This window comes from Sulfitobacter sp. 1A15299 (assembly GCF_043556915.1).
GTDB lineage: Bacteria > Pseudomonadota > Alphaproteobacteria > Rhodobacterales > Rhodobacteraceae > Sulfitobacter.
Genome location: NZ_JBIFFJ010000042.1, coordinates 1 through 16,283 on the forward strand (window position 1 = coordinate 1; position 16,283 = coordinate 16,283).

Sequence of the window (16,283 nt, forward strand, 5' to 3'; positions counted from 1 at the left end):
GCTTTTTGTCAATGCTCATACGTGGGTCTCCTTATAGAGCAGTTACCATGCCAGAGCACAAAATTCAGGACAGTCCCATTGACCGAGGCCGACGAGGAAGCTCGAGACCGCTTCGTCGACGACCTTATGCTGTTCATAGATCGGTACGATCTCGACGCCGTCCGGCAATTCGGTCTTCAGCTGGTCCAGCCGTGCCTCGACCGATCTGCCGACCTCGACAACGTTGCGGTCCACGAGCGCCGAGACCCCGAGGGTGAAGGCCCGCGTGCCATTGTGACGCACGATCTGGCTCGGCCGCTCTGTCTCCTCTCGGACCACGCGAGCGATGTCGTAGAGCGCAATCTGCCCGACCTCTCCGGGGGCGCCGAGCCGCAGCGCCTCTATGCCCTCGACGCTGACATAACCCGGCGGAACGGACACGCCCAGCCGAGACAGCCCTTCGCTGATCTCGCCGTTGGAGAAAACCTGGTTTTCGTCGGCGATGATACCGAGGATCTGGTCCGGTGGCAGGCCCAGTTCGGTCAGGCGCGCCGAAGGGATCGAAATGATGATCTCCTCTTCAGCCAGCCCCTGAACCTCGATCTTGGCCACCCCGTCGACGGTGACAAGGTCGCGCCGCAGTTTAGTCGCGAGGTCTCGCTGTTCCGAGGCGCTCAACCCATCGGCCGTCACAGCGTAGAACATGCCGTAGACGTCGCCGAAATCGTCATTGATGATCGGAGACTGCGCACCGGAGGGAAGCTCTCCTTCGATGTCGCGGATACGGCGGCGCATCTCGTCCCAGACCTGCGGAATCTCGTCGGGCCCATAGGTCATCTCGATCTCGACCGTGATCTGGGCCATGCCCGGCATGGATTTCGATTCCACCCGGTCGAGCTGCTTCATCTGTTGGAGTGCGCTTTCCACGACATCGGTGACTTCCTCTTCCACCTCCATCGCCGTCGCGCCCGGATAGGGCACGAAAACGAGCGCCGTCTTGAGCGTGAAACTCGGGTCTTCGAGGCGTCCGACCGTGTTCAGCCCCCACAAACCGCCGAGAAGGCAAAAGATAATTGCCAGCCAAACGGCGACCGGACGTCGGATGCTTGCGCGGGAAATACTCATTGTCATGGTTTCGGTTTTCCGGTCCAGGATCGTTCAGAGGCCGCGAACCGCGACTGTTTCGTTTTCCTTCAGGCGCCACCACCCGCCGGACACAACCAGTTCGTCTCCGGAGAGCCCCTCAAGCACGACGATTTCGTCGTCGTTCGGCAGCCCCAGGCGGATCGTCTTACGGGACACCCGGCCGGTCCCCTCGTCATACAGCCAGATGGACGGCTCGCTCCGGCTCGTCGTGTCGATCGCCGAGACCGGGACGACTACCAACCGCGATTGCGCACCCTCCGCGGCGGCGGCTACGCGCACATTCGCCGTCATTCCGGGCAGCAATCTCGGGTCGATGGCGCCCTCGATTGCAAACTCGACGTCATAGGTTTGGGCTGTGGGGTCTGCATCGGTCACGAATTTCCGCAGATACAGAGTTGCGTCATATCCCGGCACGGCGGGGAAAGAGGCGGTTACCCTGAATGCATCGGGCTGGGCCCGTGCCATCGCGGCGAGTTCCTCGGGCAGCGAAATCCGCACCCGCATTTCACTGATGTCCTGCAACCTGGCAATCGGAGCCGCAGGGGTGACGTTCGAAAACTCCTCCAGAAAGATGCGCGCGACAATGGCGTCGAAGGGCGCGGTGATCGTGGCTTGAGCCAAGCGTCGCTCCGCTTCACGCAGGGCGACTTCTGCCTGAGCAAGCTGCGCGCGGTTCGTTTCAAGTCGGGCGTCGGTCGCCACCCCCCTCTCGGTCAGACTCAACGCACGATCGTATTCGGATTTTGCGAGGTCGAAAGAGGCCTGCGCCCGATCCACGGCCAATTCGAAATCGACTGGGTCGAGCGCGGCAATTAAATCGCCTTTCTCGACCCGAGTCCCAGCATCTACCGCGAGGTCGGAAAGCTGACCCGAAACCTGAAAGGCAATATCCACGGTCCGGGCGGGCTCCACGCGGCCTGCCAGGCTGCGCGCCCTATCGCTATCGCGAAGCTCGGCACGCGATACTTCGACCGTGACCGGTTGGGCCATGTCTTGCTCGGCGCTCCCTTGCGCATCGGCACCGGAAACCTCATCCGTAGTCTGCGCGAAGACCTTGGATGCGATGTCCGGGTTGAATTGCACGAGAAGGACAATGGCGAGAAGAAGGGCGACCAATCCAGCGGCACCTCCTCGGAAGTATCTGGTTCTATTCAAGCTCATTTATCATGTCCTTCAATCTGTCGATGGCGGCGTCTTGCTGATCGTCGTCACCATCCGCGAGGCGAAGAAGCCTCTGGAAACGAAGACCCTGGATCGCCAAAAAAAGAACCATCGCCGCAGTGTCGTCCTGCGCGTCCGAACGGATGCGCTCGACATCACGGGACAGCTCTCTTCTCAGCGGGTCCAGAAGATTCGGATCCGACGCCGAAACCGCGAGAATAGCCATCGAAAGGTCATCATCGGTGCTTACGGCTTGCAGAACTGTCTCGAGATGACCGCGCAGGGTGCGGGAACTGTGCCCTTCCGGGACCGACGCCAGACGTTCGCGGTGCTCCGCGAGCATTTCGTCGAGCAGCCCGGCCAGAAGCGCTTTCTTGGTGGGGAAGTTGTACAACACCCCACCCTTGCTGAGGCCGGATTCCCGAGCGACGGCGTCGATCGTGATCTTTCCCGCGCCTTCTCGCAGCGCAATCGCCCGCGCAGCGCCGAGAATCTTCGGCGAGGCGTTCTTCGGTTGCTTTTCCACTTGTGCAGTCACCCTGTACCGTCCGGTCGGTTAAGTCATTGGGCGAGCTAATGCGCTGCCCCGTATTTGGCAAGCGAGCTCAATCTGAAAATTTGTCTCTGTGGCCGCTACCGTAAAGTCGCAGGAATGCAGCGACCGCTTCGCGCGCATGTTGCTCGCGGTGGACAGCTCGTTTCACTGCGAGAAGGCGCGGCATAAGTAGCCCCGAAACGCAAAGGTGTATGAAGTGATCGGACGCGCGCCGGACGTCATCGACATCGAGCGCGCCTTCGCGCGTAAGGCGCTCCAGAATCCGACCGACGAGTTCGCGGGCAGGTTTCGGGCCTGCGCGAAAATAAACCTCACCCACTTCGGGCAGTGCCTCGGAGGCGCCAACGCACGTTCGCAGGAGACGGATGTAGGTGTCGTCCAAGGTGAGGTCGACCATGCGAAGGGCGAGTTCTTCCAACTGGGCGCGCGGCTCCAAAGACGCGATCAAGGGCCGGAGGATTTCGTCCGCAAGCCGACCGCATTCGGATTCAACCACGCTCAGGAACAGTTGCTCCTTGGTCGGGTAATACGAATACATGGTTGCCTTCGACACTTTTCCTTCAGCGGCAATTGCATCGACCGTGGCTCCTTCGTAACCGCATCGGAAGAAAACCTCGCGCGCACCAATCATGACGTCGGCCATTTTTCTCACGGGCATCTCGTTCTCTCTATCCCAGGCAGGACTAGGCGGTTACAAGCTTTACTGTACCGTCTAGTGAGTATAGTAGATAGAAGTTGATTTAGCAGCAAAGCGTAAAGCTGTGCGGATCTACCCCACCAAGCGCCGCTTGGCGGCTTTTTCTAGCGCCGTTTTCAATTCGTCATGAGCTTCGGGTCTGATTCTGCCTGAGTTGTTCTCGGGCGCGGGATTATCCCGCGAACAGGAGGGGTACCGTCATTCTGCCGCGCTTGCGGTCCCGACAAAGGCACCCTCGGCCTCCCAGCGGCGTGCGATCGAGCCAAGCTTGTCCAGCACGCCGCGCAGTTCCGCGCCGCGCTCAGTCAGCCCGTAGGTGACAGCGGGTGGGATGGTCATGGCCTGCTCGCGCCATACAACGCCAGCATGTTCCAGCATTCTCAGCCTCTCGGTCAGGACCCGGGTGGAAATGCCGGGCACCAAACGCTTGAGCGCGCCGAAACGCTGCGGTCCCTGCTCGGACAGAACCCAGAGTATATAGATCGTCCAAGGGCCTGTGATGACACGCAGAAGCGCCTCCATCGGGCATGAGGGGGGCTGGACGCTCTTCATCGTGGATTATCCTCGCGGTTAAAGTAATCTAGTTACTTTTAAGTGCCTACTTTCACGAACGATGCAAGACACCTAAAGGTACTTAGAGCGGAAACTGCGGCTGAACAAGCCCTTGCAAACAGGGAGTGCGGTGATGAGTGACAACGTGGCAAAGTATGTCTACTGGATCGCGACCGGCCTTGTGGCGCTGGTCTATCTGGGTGCGGCGACTTTCTACATCTCATCCCACGATATGGTCGCGGGCATGTATCGCGAGGTGTTGAGCTATCCCACATACATCATCTGGCCGCTCGCGATTTTGAAGATTGTCGGCGCGGTGGTGATTCTCTGGCGCCCTTCGGCGATGCTGGCGGACTGGGCTTACGCGGCGATGTTCTGGCATCTGGTGTTGGCGTTCGGGGCGCATGTGGGCGCGGGCGATCCAGGCTGGCCACCGGCTCTTGCGACCTGGGTGCTCCTGATCGCCTCGTGGATGACAGCCAATCGCGTGCGTGCGGTAAAGTCGGCATATGCGCCGACGTTTCCGACAGAGACGAATTAATCCGATGCGGAGTTGCCACGGCGCTGGCCATCCACCCTCGGGCTTGGGGTTCAAAAGGACGACAGAATGACCGAAAGGCAGCCGACAGTGTTTGTTCCCCATGGAGGCGGCCCTTGCTTCTTCATGGACTGGAACCCGCCTGACACCTGGGACAGGCACCGCAGATTCCTTGAGGCTTTGCCTGCGAGCCTGCCGGCAAAGCCCAAGGCGCTTCTCGTGATCTCAGGCCATTGGGAGGAACGGGTGTTTACCGTGCAGACCAACTCCGCGCCGCCGCTGCTGTTCGACTATCAGGGGTTTCCCCCCCATACTTATCAGCTGACCTGGCCCGCGCTAGGCGATCCTACGCTGGCGGCCCGTGCAAGCGAGCTATTGAATGGCGCGGGTTTTGAAACCCGGGCCGACGCTACGCGTGGCTTCGATCATGGGGTGTTTGTTCCGCTAAAGGTGGCTTTGCCTGAGGCCGACATACCTACCGTCCAACTGAGCCTGCGCGACGATCTCGACGCTGAGGCGCATCTTGCTGCTGGTCGCGCGTTGGCGCCCTTGCGAGACGAAGGTGTTCTGATCATCGGGTCCGGCAACACCTATCACAACATGGGCAAGATGATGCGGGCGATGAGGGGCGGACCCGATGGCCCGGTGAACGGCGGCGACTTCGACCGATGGCTCACGGGTGCGGTGACCCATGAAGACCCCGGGGCGCGCCGCGCCATGCTGGCTGCTTGGGATCGGGCACCCGGCGCACGCGACGCCAATCCGCGCGAGGAACATCTAATTCCATTGCACGTCGTGGCCGGCGCCGCGCTTGCGGATCGGGGGGAAAAGACCCTCGAGGATCACGTATTGGGCGCGGTCGAAAGCGCGTTCAGATTTGGATAGGACCAGATATGTGCTTCGAACTTCCCTTGCGGCAGGGTCCGCGCCCCGAAACCACCGAGTGCGCCCCGCATGAGCAAGTGTCGCAGAACTCCTCGGCCGAGATTCACGCATTGTTCAAGCAGAAGGCCTTCGCCCTGCCCTTCGTCGAGCGTTGCCGATCGGGTATTTCGGTCCCCGGCGCCGAGGCATTAGTCCTGCCGCGGCCGCATGCCTGCGGCCCGCGCGAAGCCTTCATGATCGGACGCGAATTTGCGCATGTGCATCCCGCCTATGACGGTTCGTCGCACATGATGCTGCCGCTGGCGGCGGTTGAGGAACTCATCGCGAAGGGATGGGGCGAACAGCACCCGATGGCCTCGGCCGGATACATCCCGGCCAATGCGATCATGGCCTTTGCTCCACGCGATGAGGCAGAGGTCGATGTGATGATCAAAATCCTGACCACAAGCTGGGGTTTCGCGCGCGGCAAGCTGGCGAATCCCGCCCCCACCCAAATCCACGATTGATCGCAAGCGCGCTTGCAGAAACATCAAGATAAGAGAGATACCATGTCCAACATCCAGAACGGCCCCTTCATCGTGACCGGCGCGTCCGGACAACTTGGCCGGCAGGTGGTCGACCTGCTGGTTCAGGCAGGTGCCGGGCCGGTCATCGCGATCTCGCGCACTCCCGACAAGCTTGCCGATCTGGCGGGAAAAAGAGTCGAGGCGCGCGAGGGCGATTTCAACGACCCGGCTTCTCTTGAAGCAGCCTTCGCGGGCGGCAAGCGTCTCCTCATCATCTCCACCGACGATCTGGAGCCGGGCAAGCGGCTCGCAGCTCATTCCAATGCGATTGCTGCGGCCAAGACGGTAGGTATCGACCACATCGTCTATACCTCCTTCGCAGGCCCAGTCGCGGAAAGTCCAATCGGATTCGCTCAAGACCACGAAGGGACCGAGAAGCTGATCACGGAAAGTGGGGCGGATCATACGATCCTGCGCAACAATATGTACACCGACTTTCTGTTGATGGGCGGCCAGCAGAGCGTCGCCATGGGCACGCATTTCTCCGCCGCAGCAGATGGCAAGACCGGATATGTGACACGCGCGGATTGCGCCCGTGCCGCAGCCGCGGCGCTAATGAAAGCTACGGGAAGGGAGACCCTCGATATCACCGGGCCGGAGACGGTCAGCCAGGCCGAGGTCGCGGCGATCTTGTCCGAAATTGCGGGTAAGGAAATCCCCTATGTCGCCCTGCCCGCCGAGGATCTGGTGCAGGCGATGATCGCAAATGGACTGCCGGAGTTCATGGCGAGGGTCTTTGCCTCCTTCGACGAAGCAATCGCGCAGGGTTATCTCGATGTGGCCAGCGGCGATCTCGAATCGCTCACCGGCAAGCCCGGACAGTCGGTGGCCGATTTCCTGGCCGCTAACCGCGCGGCGCTTCTTCAGGCGCCGCAGGAACAATAATGCTGGAAAATGTCATGAGGCTTTACAACGCGAACTTCTCACCGAATGCGCTGCGTGTACGGGCGGTGGCGCACGAACTGGGCGTGGAACTCGAAATCGTCGAGGTCGACATCCGTGCCGGGGACAACCGCGCGGCGGAATTTCTTGCCCGCAATTCAAATGCAAAGGTGCCTGTTTTGGAGGACGGGAATTTCGTGCTCTGGGAGTCCCGGGCGATCTGTGCCTATCTGGCCGGGATCCGGCCCGAGGCAGGGCTCTATCCTGATGGCCTCAAGACGCGGGCCCTCGTCGATCAGTGGGCCTGGTGGCAAGCCATCCACCTAGGCCCGGCGATGCAGAAGTTGTCCTTTGAGCTGTTCCTCAAAGAGAAATTCGGCATGGGCGATCCTGATCCTACTGTGGTCGAAGCGGAACGGAAAGCCACCGATCAGTTCCTTGCCGTTCTGGAAACCGGACTCGACGATAAGGATTGGATTGCAGGCGCACTCAGCCTTGCCGACTTCTATCTGGCGACCACATTCATGTATCGCGACCAAGCGGGGATTTCGCTGGACGAATTCCCCAGAATCGCGGGCTGGATCGGCCGGCTTGAAGCGCGTGACAGCTGGCAGAAGGCCGTAGCACCGCTTCTTGCGCTCTTCGCCTGACATCGCGCTCGCCGCGATGATTGAACGATCTGCATCACGTCCGGCGATCGGCGCGCTATCAGATTTAGACATGAGCAGGAAGCGTCGCATGACAGAAATTAGCCGCAGACAGCCGCGACAACCAACCTGACAAGAGTTCCTCCGGAAGCAATGCGGCGGTTTTGGGATGTAGATGCTGTGTCTCATCCCGATCTTTAGAGTTTTCGCGCGGAGTGTATTCATCAGGTCCGATAACTCAGCATCCGTCGCGCCAATTGAGCACGTGCCGTTCGTCCAAGACAAAGACTGATCTCACGGCCTCCGCGAGCGGGATGCCGAGCACAGTGTAACCGTGCAGGACAGCTATGCGGGTGTCACTGTTCCCTTAATTCTTGGACGCTGATGTATGTGACCGTTCAGAACCGCGGGGTCATGCTGCCCTGAGCAAGGGTGGTGTAGGACTTATGAAGCTCGCAATGTTGCCCGCAATAGGCTGCTTCGGGGCTTCATATTTCGTTCGTTCACTCAAACCGCTGTCGTTCCCAGGAACAAGAAAAAACCAGACCGCCGGAGCGGTCTGGCCGTTGGCTTAGGCGGCGTCTTTGGGGCCCCAAGGGATGACAGCCTGCAGGGACAGATCGTCCTGGTTTGCGGCCTTGCCGAGGTTGGCGTTGAAGCCGTGGTCGCGGATGGTCAGCGTGTAGTAGTCGGCGCCGGTCTCCTTGTTCTGCTTCTTCCAGATGCCGCCGCACTCGACCAGCTTGCCGCGCGGGGAGCGGCCGAGGACGCGGTGCGTGGGGGCCATCGGGTTCGTGCTCGCGACGGGTTCGACCGTGATGTCGAGGTCGAAGGTCAGGGTCGAGATGGAGCCGACGCCCTTGGCGGTTTCGATGTCGGTGCTGGTGAATTTAATGCAGTTCGTGGTCATTGCTCTTCTCCTTGTTTGCATTGCAATGATGGTCACCTTGCAGCTGGCCAAGGCCCGGCCACACCGAAGGCGAAGCGTAGCGGAGAGGGGCAGGCGCCGGTCTTTTTGGCGCGCGAGGAATGACCCGTAGGGTCAGGGGAAAAAGATCGGCGACAACCTTTGTGGACGGGACGACAGCTGCGACCAGCATGTCATGCAGAGCAACACATCGGGAGAAGTGCGGTGGCCGCGAAGGACACCCAGGTGAACAGCCGATGAAACTGCCGGGGGCGGTGTCCTTTCTGCCCTCTCACCCCGAGCCGCAGCCGGACGGGTTCGCGCTTTGCCGAGCCTTGCCTAACGTGGCGCGACCGCTTGCCCGTGGTAAGTTGGTCGAGTGAGGTGCCATCTGGCTGAGCGATTTCAAGCAGACCGCCGTGGCATCTGCACCGGGCGCGGGTCATCCCGATTTCGGACCAACCCTCTTCGGCATCCCAATAGTTTGCGATTTTTTACATCGCGTCCAACACCGACCCTCTGCCAGCTTTGGCCAGAGCGATCCGGCGGTTGTCGAAACTCCTTTGCGGTCAATGATGGCAGAACAGCATGTCCGGCAAAGCGAGGACTAACACCGGCTGACACGGGAAAAACGAGACTATTGAAGCGACCCGCCCCGCCCCAGCGACCGTTACCGAATGGCCGAGATGAAGCGTTGCCACGACCATGCGACGGCTGGTCGGGCTGGCTCCGGAGGAGACGGCACGGCCAGCGGTACGTCGCAGGGAGAGGCAGCGTTTCAGCTCGGGGAGGGCGGCTGCATGCAGCCGACCGAGTAGGGCGCGGTCCTGACCAAAGGGCAGGATGATTTATGGACAACAAGCACCCACGAATTCCGTTCGCCGATCTGATGAAACTAACCCCGACTCGGAATGTAACAGATACGACCTTTGGCCTTCTTCAGCCATCCGAGTTGTCGTGCGCGTAGCTGCCATATCGCGTAGGACGCCCGTAATGCGGGCCAATGAGCCGAAAGGTCTCGATTGGCGACTCGTGATCGATGGTGTTCTCTGGAAGAGGCTATTCCGCACAGGCATCGGGAAGGATTCCTGCAACCGAGAGCAGTAGGAAGCTGCCATGAACCCGCTCATATTGCCACTGACCTACTCTCACCACGTTAATTAAACCCGCTTATCTTAGCCTACCCACTATTTAAGCGAAGCCCGTATTGCTTAAATAAAAGAGGGGCATCATAGTGAGCTATGACCGATTCAGACCCCAACCAACGCCTTGGCCGCTTTGTCGAAACCCCCGTTGCAGGAGAGACGGTCCGCGCCTTCGTACCACCTCCCCTGCCTCCAGTCCCAACAATCGACGTACTGGGGCTTCTCGACCGACTCAGCCTCGCGGAGCGCGCCTTAGGGCGGCTGGATGGCATCACGATGCTTCTGCCGCGCCAGGAACTGTTCCTCTATATGTATGTCCGCAAGGAGGCCGTACTTTCCTCACAGATCGAAGGAACGCAATCGACGCTGACAGACCTGCTGCGTTTCGAGACCGAAGCACAGGCGGGCCAGCCAATCGATGACATCCGCGAGGTCTCGAACTACGTCGATGCCATGATGTACGGGTTGGAGCGCCTCGAAGACTTGCCACTGTCCCTGAGGCTAATCCGCGAGATGCATGCGCGTTTGCTGCAAAGCGGACGTGGCGGCACCAAGGACCCCGGGGAGTTTAGGCGCTCCCAGAACTGGATCGGAGGGACACGTCCCGGTAATGCGCTGTACGTTCCACCCCCCGTCACGGAACTGGACAATTGCCTCGGCGCGTTTGAACGCTTCATGCACGACGACCAGTCCCGCCTTCCTGCTCTCATCAAGGCAGGACTGCTGCACGTCCAGTTTGAAACCATCCACCCTTTTCTCGACGGCAATGGCCGCATCGGCAGGTTGCTGGTAACATTGTACCTCTGCGTCAATGGGGTGCTGCAAAAGCCTCTCCTCTATCTGAGCTTGTTTCTTAAGACGCATCGCGCTGATTACTATCGCCTGCTCCAGGAGGTTCGTGAGCATGGTCAGTGGGAGGCTTGGCTTGACTTCTTCCTCGCTGGCGTGGCGGATACGGCAAACCAGGCATTTGATGCCGCCACGCGGATTGTTGACCTGTTTAAGGAGGATCGCGAGCGCATTTCAGCGCAAAGCGATCGCGCCGGTTCGTCACTGCGTATCCATGAACTGTTCCAGCAGCACCCCTTCCTGACCGCGAACCAACTGGTCGAGTACACCGGTCTGTCGGCTCCGACGGTGAACGCGGCCCTCGCCGACCTCCAACGCTTCGGAATTCTTGAGGAGATTACTGGGAGGAAGCGGGGGCGTGTTTTCAGCTATCGCGCCTATCTGACCATCCTCAGCGAGGGTACCGATCCGCTACCCACCACTGCCTAGAGAAAGGTGCGATGACAATTGCCATTCGACCATGAATGTCAATCGTGGCTGGGTTGCTCCCCTACAAGTTCGGGCAATGGCTCGGCGTGCCCATGACTCTCAAACTCGTTCCAATAGATCATGGCGAACTCTGCCACGGCTGGGCGTGGTCCATCGATGATGAGGACGCACTCGCCGAACAGGTTGCACGTATAGTTCTCGGCCAATATCGCCACGTCGCCAAGATCCTGAGCGGTGCGGGGGTGCCGGGACCTGCTGCCAATGCCGAGCAGGCGACTGCAGCGATCAAACAACTGACGTTGGCGGAGGGTGACGATCCTTGGCACCGTGATGGCTGGCTGTTCCAGGCGATATCGTGGATCGCCGCGCACCAGCAGCCTGCCGCTTCGCTCACCCGGATGCCTCATATTCGCAAGGCCGATGTCGCGTTTCCCTTAAATCTGAGACGAGACGCTTTCGGCATTGAGTTTTGCCTTTAATTGCGAGATTCGGCTGTCATGGGGCCTTTGCTTCTCGCGTGCCTTTGCGCGATGTGATCGACCGCGGCTAGCAATCGATGCTCCTTCTCGAAGGCGCGCAAGAGAGCAACCTTGGCAAAGTCGTCTATGGCGGAGCTGACGATGGCTGCCTTAGCCAAGGATGAGATCGCGCGGCGGCGATTGCGGCAAGGCACAACAGCCTCACTTCCGGTCTGTGGCTCTGAAGAGCGAACAAGGGCTCCCCGTGGCAGCCCTTAAGTGACATGGCAAAGGTGACTGCGCGCATTGCGCGCCGAAGTTGCCTGGGGCCTTGCGATCGCGCGGCGCATTCAAGCATCCCTGCCCCGCGGCGCGCTCGGTATATCAGTTTGTCGGATATTGGTTCGTCACCGGCTTTGCCGAGGGTCTGCACAAGTCTCGTCCCGCAAACCCGACAGTCGAATGCCCAGGCCCGCCTCCAATGCCTGAGCGAAAGGCCCTCTCGGGAGCATTGCAGACAATGCTGGAATGGCATCTGGGCCGTCAGCGATGCTTCTCGTGGCGTCATTGCCGGAAAGGTCAAAGATCGCACGACATCTGGGGCGACCCGTGCGGCATTGGCAATCTTCTCTGCCGCAGCCGCGTCGATGCTGAAGTCCAAGGCGGTGCCATGCGTGGTATCGATTTCGATATGAGCCAGCAGTTCCGCGTCATTACAGTAGTTGGCCGCAGCCAACCGAGACAACCAACCTGACAACAACTCGTCTGGAAGCGGTGCGACAGTCTTTGGCAGCGGTCGCAGCGTCACACGCCGGTCTTCTCGAGCCGCCGATGGGCGTTCGCATGGCGCGACCAAACCGGCGTCCATTTTGCGATTGCGTCATCGGTGATGCATTCCTCACCGGTGACAATGGCCTCGATGGAAAGATCCTTGACTAGGGCGAAAATGCGCGAGGTCACCCCACCGGTCAGTGCAAGTATCTGCTTGAGCGACTTGACCTTCAGATTGGATTTTTTGTTGAGGGGCATTGCCGCGATGAGTGTCTGGATCATATCCGAGAACTCGGCATCATCGCGCCAGTTTGGCAGGTGATGTTCGTCCAGCCGCCTGGCAAGTTGGATATCACCACGGATGGCATCGACAGCCTCGCTGACCCCGAGGCAGACCAGCGACACTTCGAGTTCATTGCTGAGATACCGCAGAACATTGAGAAAGCGTCGCTGTTCGCGGTGGGTCCCGGCCAAAAGGTTGTGAACCTCGTCGATCATGATCATCCGCAGGCCAAGGTCACGCAGTAGCGCGATGACACGGACTTCGAGGGAAGCCACATTTTGAGCGCGGGCGCTCAGTGCCGTCGCCGGGGCGCCAACGGCGGCCAGGATATGCAGGTAAAACCGCCGTTCATCAGGTGCGGGCGGCGCTTGCAACAGCAGAAGCGGTGTGCGGGTGATGCCTGATGCCGGATCGTATTCTGGTGCGTACTTGCGCGACAGGTTTCGGGCAATCATCGTCTTTCCAATCCCGGAGGCGCCATGCACAAGAAGCCCAGGCATACGGGTTTGTCGTGGCGCTTCGATCATGCCCTGCAAGCGGTCCAACACCTGTTCCGCCCGTGGAAAGCCGATCCAGATATCCGATTGAATGAGGGCGATCCGGCCGTCTTCTTCAGTTGTCCCTGCCCTCAATTCACCATCTCTCCACCTTGAACAATGGGCGCGATGTATCACCCGTATCGATCGCGCGCAGCCCTTCGGTTGACGAGACGGCCGAGTTGGCGCTCTCCAATGTCCCTTTTCTTTCACGGGATCGGCGTTCGGCCTTCGTCAGGCCCCGGCTTTCAGTCTCGATCTGGCGTTGCTGGCGGATCAGCTCAGCCAGAACCAGCTCATTGGACCCGGACTTGCCAAGGGCCCGAGCCCTCCTCATGGCTTCGCGATATTCCCAGAGTGGCACGGGCGGAATTTCCAGATTTCTGTACCGCGCCTCAACAAATCGGCCATCGTCCAGTTCGACCCAGATCATTGAGATATCACGAGGATCGTAGCGAACGACCACCTTTCCATCCCCGCGCCCGATGTGGCCTGCAAGGGCATCGGACCAGTACCGTATCTGGAACAGATGGATGCCGTCACGCCTGATCTTGCGCAGTTCGCTCGGCAGGAAACTCACCTGAAAGGCTTCGATATCAAATGGGATATCGCCCGTCATTTGTTCTGAGAGCGCCTCCCATTTGGCAACGGGCGTGCAGCCAAGACTTGAATGAATGCTGTTGTTGTAACGGCAGATTTCCAAAGCAAACCAACGATCGAATTCGCTCAACGTCATCGTGGCCATGCCTTCGGCATCATAGTCGCCCTTGGTCGTGACCGAGGATTGCGTTGTGCCCGGCAGGAGGTGAACCGCCCCCATCATCGTCCCGATCAAACGTTCGATGTGACCTCCGAAGTGAGGACTTCCCGGCGGTCGATAGACCAGATCGATCCCCCATTCCGCACAGGCCGACCGAAAGGCCCGCGACCGGAAATCGCGGCCATTGTCGACATGGACACTCTGCGGTTTGCCTTGTGCGGGCCAAGGAATATTGCACGCCAATTCCGTCAGAAGTTGCGCCTTGGGGGCAACCGCCTGTGTCAGGCAAAGCGCCACAGACAGACGCGAAGGAGCCTCAAGAGAAGTGTAGTATCCGGTTACCATCCGCGTTGCGATGTCGATCGACAGCGTGACCCAAGGCCGGCCAATTGCTTGGCGCTCAAAACTGTCGACAAGAATAATGTCTGCGGGCGTATGGTCGATTTGCACGATTTCCAGAGGATGATTTGCCTTGTTTTCACCCGTGACCGGCGCAAACTTCTGGCGGGCCGCCTTTGCGCCCTCTCGTGCCTTCGCAACTTTGCGGGCATTCATTGCATCCAGACGACGCTGAACCGTCCGCCGCGTCGGTGGCTGCAGGCCCTGTTGCCAGCACGCGCTGCGGATTTCTGTCACGACGCGCGACAGGCTCGAACGCTCCCGGCGCAAAAAATAACGGCGAAGGTGCTCTTCGATCACCGCTTCGACTTTGCTGGATATCAAGATCGTCCCGGTCGGGCGGCCCCGTTTCCGCGGCGTCAGAGCGCTGGTGCGCCCACCCTCTTCCGCCAACCGCTTTACCCAACGCCAGACCGTCGCCCTGCTGACACCAAGCTCCCAAACGGCGTCATTGATGCCACTTTCCAGACTGCCAGTCCCTTTGAGAAAGGCCTGAACAAGGGGACGCAGCACCGCGGCCCTGCGCGCTTCTTCAGCACCAACGGCAACGTAGTCTTCGCCATCATCATCCATCGATATTTGCCGCAAATGTCTGTGAACCCTGTCTCAGGTTTAAGAGCAAAAATATCGGAATTAAAGGCAAAATCTCATATTTAAGGGCAAAGCACAGCTGTTGATTTCGTTGGATTTCTCATCTCACAATTAAGGGCTACGCGACACCACCCTTTGGCGACATCGATGAACGTAAGCATTGGCGATAAGCGCTCCTCCCTCAATGAACCGAGAAGGTCCCTGTCGCTGGATCTGATCACAACGGTCTAGTCCTTGATCCGCCACATCCTGAATCGTCCTTGTTGCGTCACTTCTCGGATCAGGCCTCTCTCTTCCATCCAGGCGAGGTTCCTTTGAACCGCCGCGCGACTTGCGCCTGTTAATGCCTCCGCCATCGGGGCTGACACCAAAGGCCATTCTGTCAACGCCGAACGAAGAGCCGCCGGAGTTCGCCCCGAAAGCTGAGACATGACTCCTTCCGCCCGAGCACTCCATGTCTCGGCATCGTCTAGATGCCGCATCGCCGTTAGAATTGCGCTGTTCATCCCATCCAACCAGCGGGTCAAGCGTTCGGGTGGCAAGCCCGAGACACGCAGCCCCCCTGCCCCGCCCATAGCTAGCGGTGCGAAGATGGCGCCGCTTCCGTCGCTGGCCGCGATCCTGGACGCGGTGACGGCGGCTTCGATCTGGTCGCCGTGCTGTCCGAGGCCCGCCAGGCTCCAGAGATGAAAGCCCATGCAAGCCCGCGTGATTGGGTGGAGTTCGGCAGCGGCGGCCATTACGTCCAACCATCCGCCCGCGCGATCTTCGAAACGCTCAGCGCTGTCTTCAATGTTCTCGGGATCGCGGCGATCCAGGAAGGCGGCCAAATCAGCCTTTGGTCCGGGACCGCCTGTCAGGCGCCGAACAGCCCATCCAACTCTTGCAAGGGCATTTGGGTCATCCTGTGCGCCCGAGAGCCGCATCGATATCCAGAGCGCCAGACGATCAGAACTCACCCGATCCCCTGAGAACCAGCTGAGGTTCGCTGCCTCGATCAAAGCGAGGCGATGCCGCCAGCCTTCCGGGCCACGCAGCAGCCGATCATCCAGAGCTCCTAAGCGTCCAGCCACCTTTGCCAGTCGCGCAGCGTGAACGCCTTCTGCCTTTGCCCAGTCATCGATGACAGCAGTGTCTGGCGGTTCTGCCCGTGGCCCGGGAGGTAAATCATCTGGTTCTTCATCGAGTGGTCCCGGCAGAAACCAGAGATCCTCTTCGTGAGCTTCTTCATCCTCCTCGATGGTGATGAGGGGGTCATCGAAATTATCTGTCAAAGCGGATGCTTGGGGCTTCATATGTGCAAAATACTGTTCTTTTGCACATTACCCAAGTGATTTTGTGGCGGTTGCCTTTGCTCTTTATATAGTATGCGCGCGCGACTGCCGGTGGAACCTCTCAGATCGCGCTCAGCGCAAGGAAACCAAGGGTTTTTGGACGAGCACGACGAGAGAGCACTTACTTGCATTCGTTTACAAACGGTTCTCTGATTGCGGCTGTGTCAAGCGGGATAGCGATCTGTCCGTTCGGGGTCATGGTTCTCTCCGAG

The 16,283-nt window shown here is 59.7% G+C and carries 17 protein-coding genes; 7 read left to right on the forward strand and 10 right to left on the reverse strand.

The window, feature by feature from the left end; genetic code table 11:
* Positions 1–42: 42 nt before the first annotated feature.
* The 5 genes from ACGYK7_RS17890 to ACGYK7_RS17910 form a co-directional block, all read right to left on the reverse strand.
* Positions 43–1,104, reverse strand: coding sequence for an efflux RND transporter permease subunit (locus ACGYK7_RS17890; protein ID WP_394403759.1), 1,062 nt, complete (start codon positions 1,102–1,104; stop codon positions 43–45).
* Between the two features lie 33 nt (positions 1,105–1,137).
* Entirely contained in the window at positions 1,138–2,241 is a 1,104-nt protein-coding gene (locus ACGYK7_RS17895; protein ID WP_234163371.1) for an efflux RND transporter periplasmic adaptor subunit, read from the reverse strand.
* A 31-nt stretch (positions 2,242–2,272) separates the two neighbouring features.
* Entirely contained in the window at positions 2,273–2,812 is a 540-nt protein-coding gene (locus tag ACGYK7_RS17900) for a TetR/AcrR family transcriptional regulator (RefSeq protein WP_136340217.1), read from the reverse strand.
* Positions 2,813–2,891: 79 nt separating this feature from the next.
* Positions 2,892–3,485 carry a TetR/AcrR family transcriptional regulator gene (locus ACGYK7_RS17905; RefSeq protein WP_234163373.1) on the reverse strand — a complete coding sequence of 198 codons (594 nt, stop codon included), beginning with the start codon at positions 3,483–3,485 and terminating at the stop codon, positions 2,892–2,894.
* 252 nt (positions 3,486–3,737) lie between these two features.
* Complete coding sequence (locus ACGYK7_RS17910) at positions 3,738–4,091, reverse strand: helix-turn-helix domain-containing protein (RefSeq protein WP_229737775.1); 354 nt, start codon at positions 4,089–4,091, stop codon at positions 3,738–3,740.
* Positions 4,092–4,224: 133 nt separating this feature from the next.
* Here ACGYK7_RS17910 and ACGYK7_RS17915 point away from each other — a divergent pair, with 133 nt between their 5' ends.
* The 5 genes from ACGYK7_RS17915 to ACGYK7_RS17935 all read left to right on the forward strand — a co-directional run bounded on the left by ACGYK7_RS17915 (position 4,225) and on the right by ACGYK7_RS17935 (position 7,612).
* Positions 4,225–4,632: a DoxX family protein gene (locus tag ACGYK7_RS17915; protein WP_043753122.1), complete on the forward strand. Its 408-nt coding sequence runs from the start codon at positions 4,225–4,227 to the stop codon at positions 4,630–4,632.
* A gap of 66 nt (positions 4,633–4,698) precedes the next feature.
* A complete protein-coding gene (locus ACGYK7_RS17920; RefSeq protein ID WP_136340168.1) occupies positions 4,699–5,514 on the forward strand; it encodes a class III extradiol ring-cleavage dioxygenase in 816 nt (271 codons plus the stop codon).
* Positions 5,515–5,522: 8 nt separating this feature from the next.
* Positions 5,523–6,020 carry a luciferase family protein gene (locus ACGYK7_RS17925; protein ID WP_036051542.1) on the forward strand — a complete coding sequence of 166 codons (498 nt, stop codon included), beginning with the start codon at positions 5,523–5,525 and terminating at the stop codon, positions 6,018–6,020.
* Between the two features lie 42 nt (positions 6,021–6,062).
* Positions 6,063–6,965 (forward strand): SDR family oxidoreductase, encoded by a 903-nt coding sequence (locus tag ACGYK7_RS17930; RefSeq protein ID WP_152467180.1) that lies wholly within the window; start codon positions 6,063–6,065, stop codon positions 6,963–6,965.
* Positions 6,965–7,612, forward strand: coding sequence for a glutathione S-transferase family protein (locus ACGYK7_RS17935; protein ID WP_051372683.1), 648 nt, complete (start codon positions 6,965–6,967; stop codon positions 7,610–7,612). The genes ACGYK7_RS17930 and ACGYK7_RS17935 overlap by 1 nt, the downstream gene beginning before the upstream one ends.
* A 568-nt stretch (positions 7,613–8,180) precedes the next feature.
* On the opposite strand, the gene ACGYK7_RS17940 is transcribed toward ACGYK7_RS17935, so the two are convergent.
* Positions 8,181–8,519: a DUF736 family protein gene (locus ACGYK7_RS17940; RefSeq protein ID WP_065331505.1), complete on the reverse strand. Its 339-nt coding sequence runs from the start codon at positions 8,517–8,519 to the stop codon at positions 8,181–8,183.
* Positions 8,520–9,757: 1,238 nt separating this feature from the next.
* Between ACGYK7_RS17940 and ACGYK7_RS17945 the strand changes: the two genes are divergently transcribed.
* Both ACGYK7_RS17945 and ACGYK7_RS17950 read left to right on the forward strand, forming a co-directional pair.
* Complete coding sequence (locus ACGYK7_RS17945) at positions 9,758–10,939, forward strand: Fic family protein (RefSeq protein ID WP_152467152.1); 1,182 nt, start codon at positions 9,758–9,760, stop codon at positions 10,937–10,939.
* A 35-nt stretch (positions 10,940–10,974) separates the two neighbouring features.
* Entirely contained in the window at positions 10,975–11,418 is a 444-nt protein-coding gene (locus ACGYK7_RS17950; RefSeq protein ID WP_234163375.1) for a hypothetical protein, read from the forward strand.
* 124 nt (positions 11,419–11,542) lie between these two features.
* On the opposite strand, the gene ACGYK7_RS17955 is transcribed toward ACGYK7_RS17950, so the two are convergent.
* The 4 genes from ACGYK7_RS17955 to ACGYK7_RS17970 form a co-directional block, all read right to left on the reverse strand.
* Entirely contained in the window at positions 11,543–12,265 is a 723-nt protein-coding gene (locus ACGYK7_RS17955; protein ID WP_238368764.1) for a TniQ family protein, read from the reverse strand.
* Positions 12,202–13,083 (reverse strand): TniB family NTP-binding protein, encoded by an 882-nt coding sequence (locus ACGYK7_RS17960; RefSeq protein ID WP_152467199.1) that lies wholly within the window; start codon positions 13,081–13,083, stop codon positions 12,202–12,204. Before ACGYK7_RS17960 ends, ACGYK7_RS17955 begins: the two co-directional genes overlap by 64 nt.
* Position 13,084: 1 nt before the next feature.
* Positions 13,085–14,719, reverse strand: a complete 1,635-nt coding sequence (locus tag ACGYK7_RS17965) for a Mu transposase C-terminal domain-containing protein (RefSeq protein WP_152467153.1) — start codon at positions 14,717–14,719, stop codon at positions 13,085–13,087.
* A 245-nt stretch (positions 14,720–14,964) separates the two neighbouring features.
* Positions 14,965–16,032: a hypothetical protein gene (locus ACGYK7_RS17970; RefSeq protein ID WP_152467179.1), complete on the reverse strand. Its 1,068-nt coding sequence runs from the start codon at positions 16,030–16,032 to the stop codon at positions 14,965–14,967.
* Positions 16,033–16,283: the final 251 nt, after the last annotated feature.